This is a genomic window from Streptomyces phytophilus (genome assembly GCF_013870535.1).
GTDB classification, from domain to species: Bacteria; Actinomycetota; Actinomycetes; order Streptomycetales; family Streptomycetaceae; genus Streptomyces; species Streptomyces phytophilus.
This window is the reverse complement of sequence record NZ_JACBXC010000811.1, coordinates 1-2,799: the sequence shown is the minus strand read 5'-3', so window position 1 is coordinate 2,799 and position 2,799 is coordinate 1. Positions and strand designations below refer to the sequence as shown.

The 2,799-nt window shown below is 76.0% G+C and carries 4 protein-coding genes; 3 read left to right on the top strand and 1 reads right to left on the bottom strand.

Going from position 1 to position 2,799, the window contains the following annotated elements; all coding sequences use genetic code 11:
• From H5J30_RS25625 to H5J30_RS25615, 3 genes are all read left to right on the top strand, one after another.
• On the top strand, positions 1 to 607 hold a 607-nt coding region (locus H5J30_RS25625), incomplete at its 5' end, for a Rossmann-fold NAD(P)-binding domain-containing protein (RefSeq protein WP_181789715.1).
• Positions 608 to 747: 140 nt separating this feature from the next.
• A complete protein-coding gene (locus H5J30_RS25620) occupies positions 748 to 1,767 on the top strand; it encodes a sigma-70 family RNA polymerase sigma factor (RefSeq protein ID WP_181789714.1) in 1,020 nt (339 codons plus the stop codon).
• Complete coding sequence (locus H5J30_RS25615) at positions 1,764 to 2,360, top strand: TIGR03086 family metal-binding protein (RefSeq protein ID WP_181789713.1); 597 nt, start codon at positions 1,764 to 1,766, stop codon at positions 2,358 to 2,360. Before H5J30_RS25620 ends, H5J30_RS25615 begins: the two co-directional genes overlap by 4 nt.
• Positions 2,361 to 2,430: 70 nt before the next feature.
• Here H5J30_RS25615 and H5J30_RS25610 read toward each other — a convergent pair.
• On the bottom strand, positions 2,431 to 2,799 hold a 369-nt coding region (locus H5J30_RS25610; protein WP_181789712.1), incomplete at its 5' end, for a helix-turn-helix domain-containing protein.

The window sequence follows — 2,799 nt, the reverse complement described above, 5'->3', positions numbered from 1 at the left end:
CCTCCTCGCGCAGGTCGTCCGCGCCGGGGTGGCCCGCGTCGCGCTGCTCTCCGGCCGCTCCGCCGCCAGCGGCGACATGGGCAACGCCGTCACCGCCTACATGGTCCGCTCCGAGGAGGCCGTCCGCGCCGCCGGGATCCCCTGGACCGTCGTCCGCCCCAGCGCGTTCGCCGCCAACGCCCTGCGCTGGCTGCCGCAGTTGCGCTCCGGCGACCTGGTGCGCGGGGCCTTCGCCGACGTGCCGGTCGCCTGCATCGACCCGTACGACGTGGGCGAGGTCGTCGCCGACACGCTCCTCGGCGACGGCCACGAGGGCAGGGTCTACGAGCTGTCCGGCCCCGAGCCGCTGCTGCCCGGCGAGCAGGTCGCCGTCCTCGGCGACGTGCTGGACCGGCCGCTGCGCTTCGAGGCGCTGGACGACGTGCGGGCGCGCGCGGAGATGGCGGCGGCGATGCCCGAGGAGTACGTGGACGCCTTCTTCGACTTCTACCGCGGCGGCGCGCTGGACGAGTCGCCGGTGCTCCCGGCGGTCTACGACATCACGGGGCGGGAGCCCCGTACGTTCGAGCAGTGGGCGCACGCCCACGCCGACGCCTTCGCCGCCTGACCGGGCGCCGCCTGATCCTCTTCGCAACCGCCCGATATCCCGGGCCGTTCCGGCCGTTCCGGCGATGAGTTTTCGTGCATCACGCAGTCAGTACGGGTAGCGGGTGCCGCGGAAGCGAATCCAGAGAGGGCGGATCGGCGATGGCTACGGTGAACACGGCGGCCGAGGAGGACTTCCTCAGGTTGTCCGACCGATACCGGCGCGAGCTGCTGGCGCACTGTTACCGCATGCTCGGCTCCGTGCACGACGCCGAGGACCTGGTGCAGGAGACGTACCTGCGCGCCTGGCGGTCGTACGGGACCTTCGAGGGCCGCTCCTCGCTGCGCACCTGGCTGCACACCATCGCCACCCGCGCCTGCCTCACCGCCCTGGAGCGGCGGCAGCGCCGCCCCCTGTCCACCGGCCTCGGCGGCCCCGGTGACGACCCCGCCGGGCAGCTCACCGAGCGGCCCGAGGTGCCGTGGCTGGAGCCGGTGCCGGACGCGCTGGTCGGGACGGCGGGGACCGAGGGGGCGGACCCGGCGGCGGTCGTCGGGTCGCGGGAGTCCGTGCGGCTCGCGTTCGTCGCCGCCCTGCAGCACCTGCCGCCGCGGCAGCGCGCGGTGCTGCTGATGCGCGACGTGCTGCGCTGGAAGGCGGCGGAGGTCGCCGAGCTGCTGGGTACGTCGACGGCGTCCGTCAACAGCGCGTTGCAGCGCGCCCGGGCGCAGTTGGAGAAGGCCGCGCCGAGCGAGGAGTCGGTCGCGGAACCGGACGACGCGGCACGGCGCGAGCTGCTGGACCGCTACGTCGAGGCGTTCGTGGCCAAGGACGTGACGGAGATCGTGCGCCTCTTTACAGAGGACGTCGTCTGGGAGATGCCGCCGATTCCCGAGTGGTTCCGCGGGCGGGAGCAGGTGGCGACGCTCGTCACCGTGCAGTGCCCGTACGCGCCCGGGGACGTCCGGCTGCTGCCCGTGGGCCTCAACGGGCAGCCGGGCTACGCCCTTTACCTGCGCGGTCCCGACGGCGACTCCGGCGTCTACCGGCCCTTCGCGCTGCACGTGCTGACCCTCGCGCCCGGCGGGCGCGCCATCTCGCACGTCGGCTGCTTCTTCGACACGTCGCTGTTCGCCACCGCCGGCCTGCCGGCGGTCCTCACCGACGGGGGGCACCGATGAGGCCCGACGGGAGCGCGCCCACGGCGCTGCTCGGCGGCGTGGCGCTGCTGGAGCGGTCGGTGACGTACGCCCTGGGCGTGCTGCACCGGGTCGGCCCCGGCGACCTGCGGCGGCCCACGCCGTGCGCGCAGTGGGACCTCGGGCAGCTCCTCGCGCACGTCGGCGACTCCATCGCGGCGCTCAACGAGGCCGCGGACACCGGCCACATCGCCCTCAAGCCGCAGGCCGCGTACAGCCTCGCCGACCCGGTCAGGGCGGTACGGGACCGGGCCACGCGGCTGCTCGGCGCGTGGACGGCGGTGCGGCGGCGGGAGCTGGTGACGGTCGGCAAGCTGCCGCTGGCGGCGGCGGTGGTGACGTGCACGGGCGCGCTGGAGCTGGCGGTGCACTCCTGGGACCTGGCCCGCGCCAGCGGGCAGCGGGAGCAGCTGCCGGCGGCGCTGGCGGAGGAACTGCTGGAGCTGGCGCCGCTGTTCGTGGCGGACGAGGACAGGCCGGTGCGGTTCGCGGCGGTGCAATGGGTGCGGGAGGGGGCGGAGCCGGGGGAGCGGCTGGTGGCGTACCTGGGCCGCAGGCCGGACTGGCCGGGCTGAGGCCGCAGGCCGGACTGGCCGGGCTGAGCGGACTGGCCGGGCTGGGCGGGCTGAGGGGGCATACCCGCGCTCAGTCCGGTGCGCCCTCCGCGTACCGCGACGGCGGCGCGCCCACCGTCGCCGTGAAGTCCCGCGTCAGGTGGGCCTGGTCGGCGTACCCCAGGTCCGCCGCCAGCGCCGCGAGGTCCAGCGCCGCCCCCGCGTCCGCCCGCGCCGCCGCCTCCTGCAGCCGGGCCCGCCGCAGCACCCACTTCGGGCTCGCCCCGACGTACTCCGCGCACAGCCGCTGGAGCCGCCGTACGGACATCCCCGCCCCCGCCGCGACCTGGTCCACCCGCAGCAGCCCCGGCTCCGCCGCGATCCGCGCCACCACGGCCGCGGCCTCCTCGGCGGCCGGGTCCGGCGCGGCCGGCAGCAGCGGCCGCAGGAAGTCCTCCGC